The organism is Pseudonocardia sp. GCM10023141 (assembly GCF_042653605.1).
The window spans coordinates 88,519-104,469 of sequence record NZ_JBHSIR010000063.1 but is presented as its reverse complement, the minus strand read 5'-3'; the positions used below and the strand labels follow the sequence as shown (position 1 = coordinate 104,469).

Annotated in this window: 16 protein-coding genes and 1 pseudogene; 1 reads left to right on the top strand and 16 read right to left on the bottom strand. The window is 72.4% G+C overall.

The genetic code is table 11. The annotated features are described in order from the left end of the window. Position 1: 1 nt before the first annotated feature. From ACFPFQ_RS35745 to ACFPFQ_RS35735, 3 genes are all read right to left on the bottom strand, one after another. Positions 2-1,270 carry an MFS transporter gene (locus ACFPFQ_RS35745; RefSeq protein ID WP_379626959.1) on the bottom strand — a complete coding sequence of 423 codons (1,269 nt, stop codon included), beginning with the start codon at positions 1,268-1,270 and terminating at the stop codon, positions 2-4. 268 nt (positions 1,271-1,538) lie between these two features. Next, positions 1,539-2,462: a fumarylacetoacetate hydrolase family protein gene (locus ACFPFQ_RS35740; RefSeq protein ID WP_379626957.1), complete on the bottom strand. Its 924-nt coding sequence runs from the start codon at positions 2,460-2,462 to the stop codon at positions 1,539-1,541. 58 nt (positions 2,463-2,520) lie between these two features. Further along, complete coding sequence (locus ACFPFQ_RS35735) at positions 2,521-3,726, bottom strand: cytochrome P450 (RefSeq protein WP_379626955.1); 1,206 nt, start codon at positions 3,724-3,726, stop codon at positions 2,521-2,523. A gap of 142 nt (positions 3,727-3,868) precedes the next feature. On the opposite strand from ACFPFQ_RS35735, the gene ACFPFQ_RS35730 reads away from it, so the two are divergent. Beyond that, positions 3,869-4,786: a helix-turn-helix transcriptional regulator gene (locus ACFPFQ_RS35730; RefSeq protein WP_379626953.1), complete on the top strand. Its 918-nt coding sequence runs from the start codon at positions 3,869-3,871 to the stop codon at positions 4,784-4,786. 19 nt (positions 4,787-4,805) lie between these two features. On the opposite strand, the gene ACFPFQ_RS35725 is transcribed toward ACFPFQ_RS35730, so the two are convergent. From ACFPFQ_RS35725 to ACFPFQ_RS35665, 13 genes and pseudogenes are all read right to left on the bottom strand, one after another. Continuing rightward, positions 4,806-5,108: a putative quinol monooxygenase gene (locus tag ACFPFQ_RS35725; protein ID WP_379626951.1), complete on the bottom strand. Its 303-nt coding sequence runs from the start codon at positions 5,106-5,108 to the stop codon at positions 4,806-4,808. A gap of 100 nt (positions 5,109-5,208) precedes the next feature. Beyond that, positions 5,209-5,415, bottom strand: a complete 207-nt coding sequence (locus ACFPFQ_RS35720) for a hypothetical protein (protein WP_379626949.1) — start codon at positions 5,413-5,415, stop codon at positions 5,209-5,211. Positions 5,416-5,426: 11 nt separating this feature from the next. Beyond that, positions 5,427-5,648, bottom strand: a complete 222-nt coding sequence (locus tag ACFPFQ_RS35715) for a hypothetical protein (RefSeq protein WP_379626947.1) — start codon at positions 5,646-5,648, stop codon at positions 5,427-5,429. A gap of 33 nt (positions 5,649-5,681) precedes the next feature. Further along, positions 5,682-6,758, bottom strand: a complete 1,077-nt coding sequence (locus ACFPFQ_RS35710; protein ID WP_379627101.1) for an MFS transporter — start codon at positions 6,756-6,758, stop codon at positions 5,682-5,684. 55 nt (positions 6,759-6,813) lie between these two features. Next, a pseudogene (locus ACFPFQ_RS35705) lies at positions 6,814-7,062 on the bottom strand (MFS transporter); the annotation flags it as partial. A gap of 154 nt (positions 7,063-7,216) precedes the next feature. Then, positions 7,217-7,945 (bottom strand): SDR family NAD(P)-dependent oxidoreductase, encoded by a 729-nt coding sequence (locus ACFPFQ_RS35700; protein ID WP_379626946.1) that lies wholly within the window; start codon positions 7,943-7,945, stop codon positions 7,217-7,219. A gap of 132 nt (positions 7,946-8,077) precedes the next feature. Beyond that, positions 8,078-8,485 carry a TOBE domain-containing protein gene (locus ACFPFQ_RS35695; protein ID WP_379626944.1) on the bottom strand — a complete coding sequence of 136 codons (408 nt, stop codon included), beginning with the start codon at positions 8,483-8,485 and terminating at the stop codon, positions 8,078-8,080. Positions 8,486-8,508: 23 nt separating this feature from the next. Continuing rightward, positions 8,509-9,195 (bottom strand): cyclase family protein, encoded by a 687-nt coding sequence (locus ACFPFQ_RS35690; RefSeq protein ID WP_379626942.1) that lies wholly within the window; start codon positions 9,193-9,195, stop codon positions 8,509-8,511. 10 nt (positions 9,196-9,205) lie between these two features. Next, entirely contained in the window at positions 9,206-9,976 is a 771-nt protein-coding gene (locus tag ACFPFQ_RS35685; RefSeq protein WP_379626940.1) for an SDR family NAD(P)-dependent oxidoreductase, read from the bottom strand. Next, a complete protein-coding gene (locus tag ACFPFQ_RS35680) occupies positions 9,973-12,429 on the bottom strand; it encodes a xanthine dehydrogenase family protein molybdopterin-binding subunit (RefSeq protein WP_379626938.1) in 2,457 nt (818 codons plus the stop codon). Before ACFPFQ_RS35680 ends, ACFPFQ_RS35685 begins: the two co-directional genes overlap by 4 nt. After that, on the bottom strand, positions 12,426-12,944 hold the full coding sequence (locus ACFPFQ_RS35675) for a (2Fe-2S)-binding protein (RefSeq protein ID WP_379626937.1): 519 nt from the start codon (positions 12,942-12,944) through the stop codon (positions 12,426-12,428). The genes ACFPFQ_RS35680 and ACFPFQ_RS35675 overlap by 4 nt, the downstream gene beginning before the upstream one ends. Before the next feature lie 5 nt (positions 12,945-12,949). Continuing rightward, complete coding sequence (locus ACFPFQ_RS35670; protein WP_379626935.1) at positions 12,950-13,813, bottom strand: FAD binding domain-containing protein; 864 nt, start codon at positions 13,811-13,813, stop codon at positions 12,950-12,952. 215 nt (positions 13,814-14,028) lie between these two features. Beyond that, positions 14,029-15,891 carry a helix-turn-helix domain-containing protein gene (locus ACFPFQ_RS35665; protein ID WP_379626933.1) on the bottom strand — a complete coding sequence of 621 codons (1,863 nt, stop codon included), beginning with the start codon at positions 15,889-15,891 and terminating at the stop codon, positions 14,029-14,031. Between the last annotated feature and the right edge of the window lie 60 nt (positions 15,892-15,951).

Genomic DNA, 15,951 nt, shown 5'->3' with positions numbered 1-15,951 from the left:
GTCAACGGAGGGCGCGGATGCGCATGATCACGAAGCCTGCGACGACCGCGCAGATCGCGCCGAAGGCGAAGAGGGCGACGTAGCCGCCCAGGAAGGTGATGAGGCCGCCGGCGATCACCGAGGACAGGATCTGCGGCAGCCCGGTGGCGACGGCGAGGATGCCGAAGTCGCGGCCCTCGTTCAGCTTGTCCGGCAGCACCAGCGACATCACGGCGAGGTCGACGGCGAAGTAGGTGCCGATGAACGCGCCCGATGCCACCGCGTAGATGAGCATGCCCGTCCAGGTGGGGCTGATGACCGGGACGAGCAGGCTGGCGGCCAGCCCGGCCGAGCTGATCCCGCAGAAGAGCTTGCGCCGGTCGAGCCGGTCGGCGAGCCAGCCCAGGCCGGTCGCGACGACCACCCAGGTCAGGACGGTGACGGTGGTCAGTGTGCTCACGGCCACCGCGACGTCGCCGCCCGGGAGGTTCGCGGTGCCGATGTAGTCCTGCAGCGTGAAGTAGAGGTAGCCGCTGACCGTGAAGTAGGCGAGGAAGAACCCGAACCGGCTGACGAAGGCCAGGCTGAAGTCACGGGAGCGGAACGCGGCGAAGAAGGCGGGGATCGCCGCGCGCAGCGCGCCCGGGTTCCGCTCGGGTCGCGCCAGCCCGACCGAGGAGGGCTCGGGAGCGCCGATCACCAGCAGCAGGCTGGCGGCGACGAGGATCAGCCCGATGGTCGTGTAGCCCCAGAACTGGCTGACCCGGCTGGCGATGTTGACCCCGACGAGCACGCCGATCGGCGTGCCCAGCCCGATGAGCGCCGAGGCCAGCCCGCGCCGTCCCTCGGGCACCCGGTCGGGCAGGATGGCGGCGGCCGCGCCCTGGTAGAAGTTGGCCGTGAACCACAGCACCATGTAGGCCACTGCCAGCAGCGGCAGCGCGGTGGCGAGGCCCATGACCACCGTCAGCCCCGCGGATACCAGCGCCATCAGCAGGATCCACGGCGCGCGTCGCCCGAACCGCGAGCGGGTGCGGTCGGAGACGGCACCGCCTGCGGGCAGCGCGATCAGGGACGCGACCGCGGCCAGCGTGGTGAGCAGGGCGAGGGTGCCGACCTTGCCGGTCGGGTCGAGCGCATCGACCTGCGCGGGGATCAGGATCTGCTGGATCCCCTGGAACACGGCGAACATCGACGACATGGCCGTGACGACGAACGTCAACAGGCGGCCGAGGCCGACCCTGTCGACGGCCGGATCGGCACTCACACCTGCGACACCGCTGTCGATCATGGGTCCTCCGTCGGGCATGATGCGGCTGGTCAGAGCTACTAATTCGTATTAGTAGGGCGGGACCATAGCCGGACAGCCCGTCGGGGCGCAAGAGGTCGGCGGGGCTCGGCACGGCCGAGGGCCGACTACGCACATCCCGTAGCGACCGCGCACACGCTGGAACGTGTGCGCCGTCGCCACCCGGTATGCGCAGTCGGCCCTCGGGGGTGCTCGCGATCAGGCGGGTTCCCCAGGTCGTGCAGGCCCCGTGCGGTACATGGTGTTCTCCTCAGAAGCCGGTGCGGAGCGGGACGAGCGGGGTGGCGGGCAGCCCGGTCTGCCGGGTCTCGCCCAGCCCGCCCGCGCCCAGGTCACCGCCGCGCAGGGACACGACGTCGCCGGGCCGCAGCCAGCGGGCCCGCGCCAGGTCGGGGGTGTCGACGTGCTCCAGCAGGCGGCCGCCGGGAACCGTGCCGGAACAGATCACGTCGCCGGGCACGAGCTGCACGCCGCGGGAGGCGAAGGCCACCATCTCGGCGAAGCTCCAGTCCATCCCGGTCAGCCCGCCACGGGTGAGCTCCTCGCCGTTGAGCGTCACCGACAGCTCGAGCGCGGCCGGATCCAGCTCGTCGACGGTGACCAGCGCCGGCCCGAGCGTCGACGCGCTGTCCTTGCTCTTGCCCATCCCGATGCCCTGCGCGGAGTCGCGGAGCTGGACGTCGCGCGCCGACCAGTCGTTGAACAGCGTGTAGCCGACGATGTGCGCACCGGCCGTGTCCGGGTGCAGGTCCCGCCCGCCGCGCCCGATCACGGCACCGACCTCCAGTTCGAAGTCGAACATCGCGCACCCCGGCGGGATCGCGACGTCGGTGTGCGGCCCGACGATCGAGCCGACGTTGGCGAAGTAGAAGGCGGGCGTCTGGTACCAGGCCTCGTGCAGGTCGGTCGGGCGGCCCAGCGCCTGGTAGCAGCCGCGGAGGTGGTCGAGGAAGCCCAGGCTGTCGCGCACCGACGGCGGTCGGGGCAGCGGGGCCAGCAGTGTGACGTCGGCGAGGGCGACCACCTCGGCCGGGTCCCGGCGGGCTCCGGCCCCCGCCTGCGCCAGCTCGTCGCGGGCCAGCAGGTCCAACAGGGTTGTGCCGGTGGCCAGCCCGCGGACGCTCTCCCCGTCGACGATCCCGGCGCGCGGACCCGCGCCCGCGTCGTAGGTCACCTACGGCATGGCGATACCCCCTCGTCGTCGTACTGGTTGTCGCAGGCGAGCGGCTGCATCAGAACCGTACGGGCAGGCTCGCCCAGCCGCGGGCCACCTTGTTGGCCACCCGGCGCACCGGTGCCGCGGTGCCCGGCCTGATGTCCGGGAAGCGCTCCAGCAGCCGGGTGAAGATGATCTCGCCCTCCAGCCGGGCGAGCGGGGCCCCGATGCAGTGGTGATGACCCGGCAGGAACGTGAGGTGGCGGTTGGGGGAGCGGGCCGGGTCGAAACTCGTGGGGTCCTCGAACGCCCGGGGGTCCCGGTTCGCCGCCCCGATGACGAGCCAGATGATGCCGCCCGCCGGGATGTCCACGCCGCCGAGCGTCACGTCGCGGGTGGCCTTGCGCAGGTCCAGGTGCAGCGGTGGGTCGAGCCGGAGCATCTCCTCGACCAGCGCGGGGATGTTCGCGGGATCCGCGGCGGCGGCACGTGCGGCGGGCTCGGTGAACAGGAAGTGCAGCCCGTTGCCGAGCAGGTTGACGGTGGTGTCGTTGCCGGCGGTGAGCAGCAGGGCCAGCGAGCCGAGCAGCTCGTCGGCGGGCAGGCTCGCCGTGGCGAGTACCGAGGTGAGGTCGTCCTGCGGGTGGCGCCTGCGCTCGGCGATGATCGTGCGCAGGTACTCGACCATCTCGTTCGCGGCGTGGATCGCCTCGGTGCGGGCAGCGCCCTGGATGCCGGGGTCGAACGTCGCCGCCAGCGCCTGGGACCAGCGGCGGAAGTGCGACTGCTCCGCGTCCGGGACGCCGAGGACGTCGGCGATGATCGCCACCGGCACCGCCCCGGCGAACTCGGCCATGAACTCGGCCTCCTGGCCGGGGGAGAAGCGGTCCAGCAGCTCACCGACGCGCGTCTCGATGATGGGCCGCCAGCGCCGGGTCGCGTAGCCGGTGAAGGCGGGCATCATCGTCGAGCGCATCCGGGTGTGCGCGGGCGGGTCGTGGAACATGAACTGCTGCGAGCTCACCGCCATGAACGCGGCCTGCACCGGGTCCACCGGATCGTGGATGCCGGCGGGGGAGTCCCAGAAGTGGTCGGAGCTGTAGAGCGTGTTGTCGCGGCCCATGGCGGCGACGTCGGCGTGCCGGAAGGCGAACCAGCCCAGCGGCGCGAACTCGTGCACCCCGCCGCCGGTTTCGCGCAGCTCGTCGTAGAGGGGGAACGGGTCGGGATCGGCGCCCATCAGCCGGCTCAGCAGCTCCGGAACGGTCTCGGTCGACGTCATCGGTGACTCCTCGGGTCCGTGTGCGGCGACGCTAGCCGCCCGCCGCGTCGCAGGGCTCGGACCAGCGCGCACGGGTCCCGGACAGGCGCGCACGGAGGTACAGTCCGCTCGATCCCCTCCCACCACGGCAAGGACGCCAGGGATGCACCCAGGGATGTATGAGGTCGAGACGGTCACGACCCGCAACACACCGGCTGCAGAGCGGGCCGCGCTGTGGAGCGAGACGGTCACCGCGTTCCAGGGCACGCACAGCTACCGCTACGGCTACCCGGTGCCGGAGCGCTTCGACGCGACCGCGACCCGGCAGCGCAGCGCCCGGTTCCAGCTGGTCACCTGGCACATCGCGCAGGCACAGACGATCCGGCGGGATCGCACCGACGACGATGACGCGTACCGGCTGCTGTTCCCGCTGGCCGGCCCGGCCGACCTCGGGCTCTCGGGCGACGACCATCGCCTGACGCCAGCCGACGGCGTGCTGTTCGCCCCCGGCGCCCCGTTCGACCTGCGGCTCTCGCCCGGCAGCAGGGGGCTCGTCGCGACGCTGCCCCGCGCCGAGGTCGAGGACCGCATCGGCCGGAACGGGCACCGGCTCCTGCACCTGGGCCGCGCGCCGGGGCGGGTGCTGGCACTCATGCTCAGCACCCTCGTCGACGACCGTGCCGCCATCACCCGTCGCACCTTCGACACCCTGTGCGGCCAGGCGGTGGAGCTGGCCTGCCTCGTCGCGGGCGACCGGGCCGCGGTACCGGAACACGACCTCGCCGCGCAGATCCGGCTCGTCGTCCGGCGGTACGCGCACGATCCCGGGCTGACCGGCGCGGCGCTCGCCCGGCACGTCGGATGGTCGCTGCGGCAGGTGCAGGCCGTGCTGCAACGGCAGGGGACGACCCCGAGCGCGCTGATCAGGGAGGTCCGGCTCGAGCTCGCCCGAGACCTGCTCGACCGGCCCGCCACGATCACCGCGGTGGCTCGGGCCAGCGGGTTCCACTCCATCGACGCGTTCGAGAAGGCGTTCCGACGCCGGCACGGCATGAGCCCGTCGGAGTACCGGAGATCGTGAGCGCCTCCGCCCGGCCGGGTCAGGCGGGGAGCTTCGTGGCGATGATGTCGACGGGGCTGATCGTCGGTGCGACGGCGAACAGGTCGGCGGCGCGGGCCTCGATGGCCTTGCGGACCTCGCCGTTGAGGTGGAAGTGGCGGTCGTCCTCGGTGTCGAAGGTGTCGAAGATGCCGAAGGTGGTCGGGCCGGACCGGAAGGAGTTCCAGGTGAACGTGCCGGGTTCGGCCTCGACCATCGCGAGTGGCTCGGTGAGGAACGCGGCAACGTCGTCCTCCTTCCCGGGCTGGGCTTCGAAGGTGACGAGGAATCCGAGTGTGGGCACGCGGAGGACTCTGGCTGGCCGGTCTGGGTGACGTCGCACGGATCCGGCCAGCTTTGCGTCGGATCCCGCCGACCTCGGTGAACCGGAGAACGGGAGCGGGTCAGCCGGCGGCGGCCGGCGCCGCTGCTCCGCGGAAGGTCGAGCGGTAGGCCGTGGCGGTGGTGCCCACCAGCTTGTCGACGTTGCGGCGCAACGTCTGGGGGGAGCCGTACGAAGGAGCCCCCGCAGAACGACACCATCCGGCCGCCGACGCCGCTCGCAGGCTGTCGAGCAGGGCGGCACTGCGCGGGGCCAGCAGCTCCTCCACGCCGGGCACGATCACCGTGTCGGCAGTGGTGATCGTCGAGAGCGGAGCGAGCCTGCCGGGTTGGTGCCGTGGCCCAGCGTGTGCTCATCCTGCTCGCCGCACAGCACGACGTCGTAGTGCGAGTCGCCGTCGCCGGTGACCGCTGCCAGCTCCGGGATCCGGCGGCCGAAGATCTGTTGGGTGAGGGCGATCTCCATGGCGACGCTGTCGTGGGTGACGACGATGGCGATCACGTGCCGGGAGGGAACCACGCCGGGGCAGGCCGGTCACCCGGTGGCAACGGCGGTGTCGGGCCTTCCGGAGCGCAGGATCAGGCCACACAGGACGGCGCCGGCGGCGAAGATCGCGCTCACGGCCCAGAAGGCCACGATGTAGCTGTGCACCGCGGCGGCGGCCCGAACGGCCGGGTCGGTGGCGTCGGCGCCGACCAGGCGGCCCGCCAGCGCGGAGGCGGCGAGCGAGTTGAGCAGTGCGATGCCGACCGACCCGCCGATCTGCTGGGCGACGCTGACGGTGGCCGAGGCGATGCCCGCGTCCTGCGACCGGACACCGGTGGTTGCGGCGTTCATCGCGGGGGCGACGGTGGCGCCGATGCCGATCCCGAAGAGCATCAGCGGGGCGAGGACGTGCCCGGCGTAGGTGCTGTCCGGACCGATGCCGGCGAGCCAGGCCATGGCGGCGGCCGCGACGAGCATCCCGGCGGTCACCGGGATCCTGGCGCCGAAGCGCGGATGGACCTGCGTGGTGCACACCCCGCCGGCGATCACGAGGGTGGCGACCATCGGCAGGAAGGCGATGCCGGTCATGACGGGGGAGTAGTGCAGGACGCCCTGCAGGAAGAAGGTGAGGAACAGGAACGCGCCGAACAGCCCGATGCCGCCGATGAAGATCGCGAGGTGGGCACCGCCGCGCGTGCGGTCGAGGATGACGCGCAGGGGCAGCAGGGGATGCGCGGTGCGGCGCTGCCACCAGCCGAACACGGCGATCAGGACAGCGCCACCGGCGAGGAACCCCCAGGTGCTCGAGGCGCTCCACGGGTGGGACTCGACCCCCGCGAAGCCGTAGACGATCGCGAACAGGCCGGCGGAGACGATGAGCGTGCCGGGGATGTCCAGCTGTGGCCGGTCGCCGCCCCGGCTCTGGCGCGGGATGAGGGCGGCGGCCCCGACGATCGCGATCGCGGCGATGGCGACGTTGACGTAGAGCGTGAAGCGCCAGTCGAGGAACTCGGTCAGGACGCCGCCGAGCAGCATGCCGATCGCGGCTCCCGAGCCGGAGACACCGCCGAAGACGGCGAAGGCGGTGGCGCGCTGCCCGGCCTCGGTGAAGGAGGTCGAGAGCAGGGGAGAGCGCGGCCGGAGCGAGCATCGCGCCTGCCGCGCCCTGCAGGGCGCGGGCAGTGACCAGCACCTCGAAGTCGGGGGCGGCGCCCCCGAGCGCGGACGCGCAGGCGAAGCCGACCAGACCGATCAGGAACATCATCCGGCGCCCGACCAGGTCCGCCACGCGGCCGAACAGGAGCAGCAGGCTGCCGAAGGCGAGCGAGTAGGCGGTGATGACCCACTGCCGGTCGCCGACCGAGAAGCCGAGGTCCTGCTGGGCGTCGGGCAGGGCGATGGTGACGAACGTGACGTCGAGGACGTCCATCAGCTGGGCCAGGCAGATGACGGCCAGGATCCACCAACGGCGGGAGCGGTGCGCGGCGGTGGCGGCGGTGCCGGTTGTGGGGGTGCCGGGAGCTGGGGTGGGCATGGGTACTCGCTTCATGGGCCCGGGGTCGGTGGGCGGAGCCGATCGGGTGTCAGACGACGCGTCGGCCGTTGCTGAAGAGGCCGCCGGTGGGTCCGTCGGCGCCGAGGGTGGCGGCCCGGACGATGTCGCGGGCGCTGTCGGCGGCGGGGCGGTCGGTCTCGTCCACGCGTTCCGGATGGGTGGCGGTGTTGCCGGGGTCGACGGCGTTGACGAGGATCGGGGTGTCGGCAAGGGCGCGGGCGAGCACGGTGGTCAGTGCGTTGAGCATGTACTTGGCCATCGAGTAGGCCGGGGAGCGCATCGGCGCGCCGAGGTCGAGCCCGGTGGCCACCTGTTGGGCGGCGAGGCTCGAGACGTTCACGACCCGGGCCGCGGGCGCGGCGCTCAGCAGCGGCAGCACCGACTGGGTCAGCGCCCACGGGCCGATCGCGCCGACCTCCAGCGCCGAGCGCACCGCGTCCATGTCGGCGTCGAGCGCGGAGAGCGTCCTGAAGTCGGGCATGGAGCTCGCGTTGTTGATCAGGACGTCGAGGTGCCCGAACGTCCGGGTGAGGTGGTCGGCCACCGCATCCATGCTCGCCCGGTCGGCGAGGTCCAGGCGCAGGGCGGTGGCGGCGTGTCCGTACTGGCGCAGCTGCTCGGCCAGCCGCGCCGCGGCGGAGCCGTCGCGTGCGGTGAGGATGACGTGGTAGCCGAGCTCCGCGAGCAGGCGGGCCACGGCGAAACCGAGGCCCGCCGGTCGGCCGGCGCCGGTGACCAGTGCGGTCATGACGGTCATGGTGGGGGTCCTTGCGCGGTCGATCGAACTGGGTACCAGTTCTGACGAACTAAGTTCTATACAACGAACTTTGTTCGTGTCAAGCCGGCCCGCTGCCCCAGCGTTGCGGGTAGCGGATTCAGCGCAAACGGGTCAGCGCAGGGGTGCGACCGGCGTCTCGACCACGACGTTCGTGGACTTGATGATGGCGACGGCCAGCACGCCGGGTTCCAGCTGCAGCTCGCTCGCGGCCTCGGCGCTCATCAGGGACACGACCCGGTGCGGGCCGCACTGGATCTCGACCTGGGCCATGACCTGGTCCTTGACGACGGAGGTGACCAACCCGACGAAGCGGTTGCGCGCAGAACGCGACACGGCCGACGGGTCCGGGCTCGCATGGGCGTTCTCGCGGGCGAACTCGGCCAGCGCGACACCGTCGATCACCGCGCGGTGGGACGCGTCGCGATCCGCGGGAAGCCGGCCCTGGTCGATGTAGCGGCGGACGCTGTCGTCGCTGACACCGAGCAGCCGGGCTGCCTCGGAGATCCTGAACTGTGGCACCCCGGGGATCTTAGGCCGGGAGGTCAGTCGACGATCGCGACGGCCCTGGTGGGTCCGCCGTGGGCGCCCTGCAGCTTGAGCGGGAACCCGACGAAGGTGAAGCGGGTGTTGACGACCCGGTCCAGGTTGGCGAGGTTCTCGTAGTGGGTGATGTGCTCGCGGCGGCACATCATGTGGCAGGGGTAGCTGGTGCTCGACGGGTTGTCGGGAGTCGGGCTGTCGACGCCGAACGTCTTCACGCCGTGCTCGACGATCCACTCGCTGGCCGAGGCCCCCAGCCCGGCGAACTCGCTGAGGTAGCGCTTGTCGCCCGCGTACCGGTTCCACGTCGCGGTGTGGAACAGCACGATGTCACCGCGGCGCACGTCGACGGGCGCCGCGTCCGCGATCCGGTCGAGATCCTCGGCCGTGATGTCGGTCTGCGGCTTGAACTCGGTGACGTCGAGGCACACGGCGGTGCCGTAGAACAGGTCAAGCGACATCTTCTCGATCGTCTCGGCGGACGGGTCGGGGTCGAGGTGGGAGAAGGAGTCGACGTGGGTCGGCCCGTTGTCGTTGAGCATGAACCCCGTGGTCTGGAAGGAGAACCCGCCGTCGAAGCGGGGAGCGGTCTCCTCGTGGGTGGCGTGGTCGAACTGCACGGTCTTGAGGTGCCCGGGGTACACCTTCATGCCCTCGTAGATGTCCTGGGACAGGTCGATCAACTGCATGCTCGGCTCCTCAATACATCACGACGCCTGCGGTGACGTTCAGGTCCTCCCCGGTGATCGCCGCGGCGGCGTCGGAGGCGAGGTAGGTGCACGCCGCCGCCACCTCCGCCGCCTCGACCAGCCTGCCCAGCGGCGATGCCGAGGTGAACGCGGCCAGTGCCGCGGCCGCGCTGATGCCGCGCGCGGCCGCCTGTTGCGCGATCACGTCGTCGATGCGGGGCCCGGCGACGGCGCCGGGACACACGGCGTTGACGCGGACGCCGTGCGGACCCAGTTCCAGCGCCAGCGTCCGGACCAGCCCGATCACGCCCATCTTCGCGGCCGCGTAGGGCGTCCGGCCGTGCAGCGGGCGCTTGCCCGTCATCGACGAGACGGCGACGAGGCTGCCTTCGCCCGCCGCGATCAGGGCCGGGGTGAACGCGCGGAAGGTCAGGAACACGCCGTCCAGGTCGGTGGCGAGGCAGTCGCGCCACGCGGCGAGCGGGATCTCGTGCAGCGGCGCCGTCGGGCCGGCGACGCCGGCGTTGGCGACGACGGTGTGCACCGCGCCGAGCTCGGTGGCGGCCACCGCCATGGCCGCCACCGAGTCCTCGTCACGGACGTCGCAGGCCAGCGCGAGCGCGGTGGCGCCGGTGGCCTCGACGTCGGCGACCGTGTCCGCGAGCGTCGTCGGGTCCCGTGCGGTGACGGCCACGGCGAAGCCCGCGGCACCGAGCGCGGCGGCGATGGCGCGCCCGATCCCGCGGTTCGCCCCGGTGACGACGGCGACGCGGCTGCTCACGTGTTCTCGCGGGCCTTCTCGGCGGCCCGGATCGCCGCGCGCAGGCGGTCCGGTGTCATCGGCAGCTCCGTCACCCGGACGCCCAGCGGTGCCAGCGCGTCGTTGACGGCCACGTTGATCGCTGCCGGGGCCATCATCCGGCCGCCCTCACCGCCGCCCTTGATGCCGTGCAGGGTGTAGGGCGACGGGGTCTCGTGATGGCCGATCTTCAGCTCGGGTACCTCCATCGCCGACGGGATGAGGTAGTCGAGGTAGCTGGAGGTCAGCAGCTGGCCGTCGCCGTCGTAGACGAACTCCTCGTAGAGCGCGGTGCCGATGCCCTGCGCGGTGCCGCCGACGATGTGGCCGGCCAGCGAGCGCGGGTTCACCAGCGTGCCGCAGTCGTGCACGGCGGCGTAGGCGAGGAACCGGACGCTGCCGGTCTCGATGTCGACCTCCACCACCGGTACGTGGCAGGCGTGACCCATGAACGGGTAGAAGACGCCGAGGTCCTTGCGGTCGGCCGAGGGCATCGTCGTGTACGGGTGGTCGAAGACCTTGGAGTCCTCGAGCCCGGACTCCATGTCCTCGGGGAAGCTGTGCTTGAACAGGTGCAGCATGATCGCGATGTCGGCGAGGCTCTTGCGCTGCTCGGGCACGCCCTTCACCTGGAAGCCGCCGTCGGCCCACTCCAGGTCGTCCGCGTCGGCCTCCAGCAGGTGCGCGGCGGCCCGCAGCGCCTTCGCCTTGATCTTCGCGGTGGCACCCTCGACGGCACCGGCGAGCATCACGGTGGTGCGCGACCCACCCGGTCCGGTGGCGGGCAACCCGTTCTTGCTGCCCTGGTAGACGATCGCGACGTCGTGCGGGTCGCAGTCGAACTCCTCCGCCACCAACTGCGCGACCATGGTCTCGGGGGAGTTGCCCCAGAACGCGCAGGAGTAGAGCGTGGCGGTGATCCCGCCGGTGGCGTCGACCTTGAGCGTCACGCTCTCCGGCATCGACGTGACCGGTGCGCCGGGCTCGTCGAACCAGAACCAGAACTCGGTGGCCGAGAACACCGATCGCTCCTGCGCGGTGATCAAGCCGATCCCGATGTAGCGGCCCTCCTCCCGGGCCTTGGCCTGCTCGGCGCGCCAGTGGTCGTAGTCCGACAGCGCGAGCGCCTTGTCCAGCACCGCGTCGTAGTCGCCGGAGTCGTAGACGTTGCCGGTGGGGATGAAGTGCGGGAACTCGCGGATGAAGTTGCGCCGCCGGATCTCGACGGGATCGAGGTCGAGCTCGCGGGCGGCCTTGTCGACCATCTGCTCGAGCATCCAGTTGTTGACCTCGGAGCCGAAGCCGCGGTAGGCGCCCTGCTGGTTCTTGTTGGTCATCGCCGCGCGCACCCGGTAGCGCACGCTCGTCATCGTGTAGGGCCCGACGACCTGCGCGAGCGCGTTGCCGTGGTGGCCGACGCCGAACTGGATGTAGGCGCCGTAGTCCTCGACGGTGTCGATGTCGATGCCGCGCAGGGTGCCGTCGCGCATGAGCGCCAGCCGCACGTCGTAGACGCGGTCGGAGCCGTGGTGGTCGCAGTTGGAGATGTTGTCGACGCGGTCCTCGAGGTACTGCACCGGCCGTCCGACCTCGCGCGAGCACATGCCCGCGATCACGGCGGGCTTGGTGGCGAACAGCTTCGAGCCGAAGCTGCCGCCCGCCGGGAGGGGCCGGATGTCGAGCTTGTTGGTGGGGATCTTCATCGTGCCGGCCACCATGAACAGGTAGCTGGTGAAGCTCAGCGAGTTGGTGTGGACGGTGAGCGCGCCCGTGGCGTGGTCGAAGTCGGCGACGGCACCCACGGTCTCCAGCGGCTGACCGCCCGAGCGGTGCCAGCGCAGCCGGTCGGTGACGATCACGTCGGCCTCGGCGAAGTCGCGCTCGACGTCGCCGAAGTCGAACGTGCGCTCGTAGGCGCAGTTGGAGCCCAGGTCGTCGTGGACCAGCGTGGCACCGGGGGCCAGCGCCTGCTCCGGGTCGACGACGGCAGGCAGCGGCTCGTACTCCACCTCGATCAGCGCCAGCGCGTCCTCGGCGAGGTAGCGGCTGTCGGCGACCACGACCGCGACGCCCTCACCGACGTAGCGCACCTTGTCCACCGCGAGGCAGCGCCACGTGTGCTTGGCGGGATCGGGCCCGAAGTCCGGCAGCGGGTCGCACAGCTGCGCCGCCTGGGCGCCGGTGATCACGGTGTGGACGCCGGGGGCGGCGAGCGCCTCCACGACGTCGATGCCGGCGATCATCGCGTGGGCGTGCGGGCTGCGCAGCACCGCGGCGTACAGCATGCCCGGCAGCGTCAGGTCACCGATGTAGCCGCCGCGACCGCGCAGGAACTTCGGGTCCTCGACCCGGCGGATCGACTTGCCGACCCAGTTGCGGTCGGTCTTGTGGGTGCGGACGGGCGGCGCTGCCGCGGCGCGGTCGACGGTGGTCATGCCTTCGCTCCCGTGGGTGCGTCCGAGCTCGCCTTCATGCGGACCGCCGCGGCGCACACGGCCTCGGTGATGAACTGGTAGCCGGTGCACCGGCAGAGGTTGCTCGCGATGCCCTCCCGGACCTGCGCGGGTGTGACGTCCGGGTTCTGCTCGACGATCTCGCAGGCGCGCATGAGCATCCCGGGGGTGCAGTAGCCGCACTGCAGGCCCTGCTTGTCCCAGAACTCGTCCTGCATCGGATGGAGCTCGGCACCGTTCGCGAGCCCCTCGACGGTGCGGATCTCCGCCCCGTCGACCTGCACCGCGAACGTCGTGCAGGAGCGGATGCTCGCACCGTCGCGCAGCACCGTGCAGGTGCCGCAGACGCCGTGTTCGCAGCCGATGTGGGTTCCGGTGAGCCCGAGGTCCTCGCGCAGCACGTCGACCAGCAGCTTGCGCGGCTCGACCGAGACGGTGCTCGTGCGGCCGTTGACGGTCAGTGTCACCTCGGTCAATGTCGTGCGGGGGCGTTCCATCGCTGTCACCTCTGGTCCTGGGCGCGCTGCAGGGCGAGCTCGATGCCGCGCCGCAGGTAGCTGCGCGCGATGTCGGTACGGGTCTCGGTGCTGCCGTGGACGTCACCCGCGGGCGCCAGCTCGGCGGCAGCCGCATCGGCGGCCGCGGCCGCGTCGCCGGCGGTGGCGCCGACCAGCACCCGCTCGGCCGCGGTGGCGCGGACCGGTGTGGCGGCCACCCCGCTGAGCGCGATCGCGGCGCGGCTGACGGTGTCGCCGTCGAGCTCGATGACCGCCGCGACCCCGACGACGGCGAAGGTGCCGTGCGTCCGCGCGAACTCGACGAAGGCGTGACCGCCTGCCCGGCGCGGGATCCGTACCTCGGTGAGGAGCTCACCCGCGCCGATCGCGGTGGTGAACGGGCCGAGGAAGAAGTCGGCGGCGGCGACGGTGCGTGAGCCCTGCGGGCCGACGATGACCAGCTCCGCGTCGAGCGCGAGCGCGACGGCCGGCAGTTCGGCCGCCGGGTCGGCGTGGGCGATGCTGCCACCGACCGTGCCGCTGTTGCGGATCGGCGGGTGCGCGACGAACCCCAGTGCCTCGGCCAGCAGCGGGGCGAAGAGCGCGACCTCCGGGGCGTGCTCGGCCGCGGACTGGCGGGCCATCGCGCCGATCACCAGCGTGTCGCCCTCGGTCCGGATGCCGGTGAGCTCGGCGATGCGACGCAGGTCGATCAGGTGGCTGGGCTGGGCGAGCCGGAAGTTCATCAGCGGCACGAGGCTCTGCCCGCCGGCGAGGACGCGCGCCTCGTCATCGGCGTGGGCGGCCAGGAGCGCTACGGCCTCGGCCACGCTCGTGGGCGCGGCGTAGTGGAACGGGGGCGGTTTCACGGCGACCTCCTCGGGGGCACGCGGCGGCCGGGGTGTGACGCCGACCACGTGCCGTCCGATGGTTGCCGCGCCGGGTCACCGTGACCATGTGTGGCTCACCAGAAGAACCGGTCATGTGCTGGGCGGTGCCACAGGCCGCAGTGCCACGCTGCCGCGGCGCACGGCGGCCGGTCTAGCCGCGGTCTGGCCGGCCCGCGTCGGGGTAGCTGTGCCGGTCAGGACCCGCCGAGGCCCACGATGTCGCGCACCGTCAGTGCCAGCTGCAGGTCCGTGCGGGTGTCCACCCGCCGCAGGTCCCGGCCGATGATCTTCTCGATCCGGCCCAGCCGGTAGCCGACGGTGTTGGGGTGGATGACCATCTCCTGCGCCGTCGCCGCGGTGGAGCAGCCGGCGGCCAGCCAGGACCGCAGGGTGGGCAGCAGGTCGCCGCCGCGCCGGGCGTCGTGCGCGGCGACGGGACGCAGCAGACCCTGGGCGAAGCGGCGCAGCGCCGCCGGGGTGCCGTTCTCCAGGAGCAACGCGGCCATGCCGAGCTCGCGGATGTCGACGAGCCCACCCGGCTGCGTGGCGCGTCGCAGCCGCGCGGCACCCCTGGCCACGCGGAAGGCGGCGGCGTGGTCCATGAGATCGCCCGCGAGCGGACCGACGGCGATCGTGGCGACCCGTCCGGGCAGCGCCTGCCCGAGGTGGTCGAGCAGGCCGCGCAGGGCGTCACCGGGGTCGGGATCGGCGGGCAGCAGCAGGGCGTGCACGTCCTGGTGCGGACCGGCGAGCGGGCGCAGCGTCGGGCCGGCTCCGGCTCGGATGAGCTCGGTGAGGCGGTCGGTGTGCCCCGGCGGATCGAGTGCGAGCACGGCGACGTGGTGGGGCCGGGACAGGTCGTGGCCCAGCGCGGCCGCCCGGTCCAGCACGCCCTGCGGATGCTGCGGGCCGCCGGGCCGCAGCAGGTCACCCACCAGGTCGCCCGACAGCCGCTCCTCGACGTCGACGAGCGAGCGTTGCTTGAGCAGCTCGAGTGCCACGACCAGCGCGAACCGCTCGATCACCCGGCGCTCCACCGGCTCCGGCGCCGCCCGCGGGTTGGTGATCCACAAGCGGGCCGCGAGCTCGCCGCCGAGCACGACCGGTGCCACCCAGACGTCCTGGCCGGGGCCGGGCGGGTGCCCGACGGCCGCGGCGCCGGGGCGTCCCGAACGCTCGGCGGGCAGGCGCACCACCTCGTTCGTGCGGGCCAACGCGTCGAGTGCGGCCTGCACGGGCCTGCGGCGCCGCGCCGCGGCGGTCGGCGGCGGGTGGTAGCCGTGCTCCGGGGCCCTGGCCAGCAGCCGGTCGTCGGGGTCCTCCACCGTGACCGAGGCATCCAGCGCCTCGGCCAGCGCGGCCACCAGCCCGACCAGCCCGACCTCCGCGAGCACCAGCCGCATGAGCTCGCGGTGCTGCTGCTCGGCCCACTCGGTCATCGCCCGGCTGCGCCGCAGCTCGTTGTTGGCCTGCGAGAGCGCGGTGATGACGGCCTGCTGGGCGCTGCGCAGCCGGGCCGTCTCGAGCGCCAGCGCGGCCTGGTCGGCCAGCAGCTCGACGAGCTCCACCTCCTGCGCGCCGAACGCTCGCGCCGCGACGGCGTAGGCGACGAGCACCCCGACGAGCCCGGAGTCGGGCGCTCGCAGCGGCGCCGCGATGAGGCCCCGGTAGCCCTGCTTCGAGGCGAGATGGCGCAACCGGCCGTAGCGGGAGGCGATGCCGACGTCGGGCACGACGACGGTGCGGCCGTCGCGGAACGCCGCTGCCGCGGGCGAGTCGTGCATCGGGCCCGACGGGTGGATGAGCAGCGACCCGGCGTCGCTGACCTGGGCGACGTAGGCCTGCGACAGTCCCCACGAGCCCGCGACCCGCAGGTGCTCGCGGTCGGGCTCGGCGAGCATCACGGCACAGTGCTCGAAGCCGATCAGCGCGCAGGCCTGCTCGGCGACCCTGGCGAGCACGTCGTCGAGGGGCTCCGCGGCGTTGACCGCGCGCGCGATCTCACCCACACCGCTGATCCAGGACCGCAGCGAGGTCGGTACGACCGGTGTACCCACGCACCTACTGTGGGCGCGCCGGATCCCGCGGGGCAAGAGGCGGCTCCCACGACGACGCCG

Bases quoted from the DNA above. Each gene is read 5' to 3' on its own strand.
- ACFPFQ_RS35745 (WP_379626959.1), bottom strand. From the start codon at position 1,270: ATGATCGACAGCGGTGTCGCAGGTGTGAGTGCCGATCCGGCCGTCGAC.
- ACFPFQ_RS35735 (WP_379626955.1), bottom strand. From the start codon at position 3,726: ATGACGTCGACCGAGACCGTTCCGGAGCTGCTGAGCCGGCTGATGGGC.
- ACFPFQ_RS35730 (WP_379626953.1), top strand. From the start codon at position 3,869: ATGCACCCAGGGATGTATGAGGTCGAGACGGTCACGACCCGCAACACA.
- ACFPFQ_RS35700 (WP_379626946.1), bottom strand. From the start codon at position 7,945: ATGACCGTCATGACCGCACTGGTCACCGGCGCCGGCCGACCGGCGGGC.
- ACFPFQ_RS35690 (WP_379626942.1), bottom strand. From the start codon at position 9,195: ATGCAGTTGATCGACCTGTCCCAGGACATCTACGAGGGCATGAAGGTG.
- ACFPFQ_RS35680 (WP_379626938.1), bottom strand. From the start codon at position 12,429: ATGACCACCGTCGACCGCGCCGCGGCAGCGCCGCCCGTCCGCACCCAC.
- ACFPFQ_RS35675 (WP_379626937.1), bottom strand. From the start codon at position 12,944: ATGGAACGCCCCCGCACGACATTGACCGAGGTGACACTGACCGTCAAC.